Raw genomic sequence first — 379 nt, 5'->3', positions numbered from 1 at the left:
TTGTTGCCGTCGCCGTTGGGCGTAAAGTACAGCGGGTAGTCCACAACGAATACCGTCTCCGTAACCAGGCCGCAGCCGTTGCGGTCCCTCGCCGTTACCTCGTGCTGGCCAGGGGACACGTTCTCGAACCTGCCACTGTCCTGCCAGGGGCCGCCGTCGAGGCTGTACTCGTAGACCCCGGGGCCGCCTGCCGTTGCCTCTATAACGTGGTTTTCCGCAAAAGCTTGTGTTACCACCTCCGCGACCAGCGTCGGAGGCTCGCTCTCCACTACCTCGGCAGTGTTCGTATTGCCGCAGCCCGTTGCGGCCGAAGTGCTCGTATCCGTGACCGTAACGCTATAGGTACCGCCCTGGGCCGGCATATAGCTCGCGCCGGTCG

General features: G+C 63.6%; 1 pseudogene. It reads right to left on the bottom strand.

Features of this window, described 5'->3' with window-relative positions:
* Positions 1 to 379 (bottom strand): annotated as a pseudogene (locus LBU54_RS15475) (T9SS type B sorting domain-containing protein); the annotation flags it as partial.

The sequence above is a fragment of the Winogradskyella alexanderae genome (assembly GCF_020166335.1).
Taxonomy (GTDB): Bacteria; Bacteroidota; Bacteroidia; order Flavobacteriales; family Flavobacteriaceae; genus Winogradskyella; species Winogradskyella alexanderae.
The sequence above is the reverse complement of the archived record's forward strand: the minus strand, read 5'-3'. Positions and strand labels throughout refer to the sequence as shown.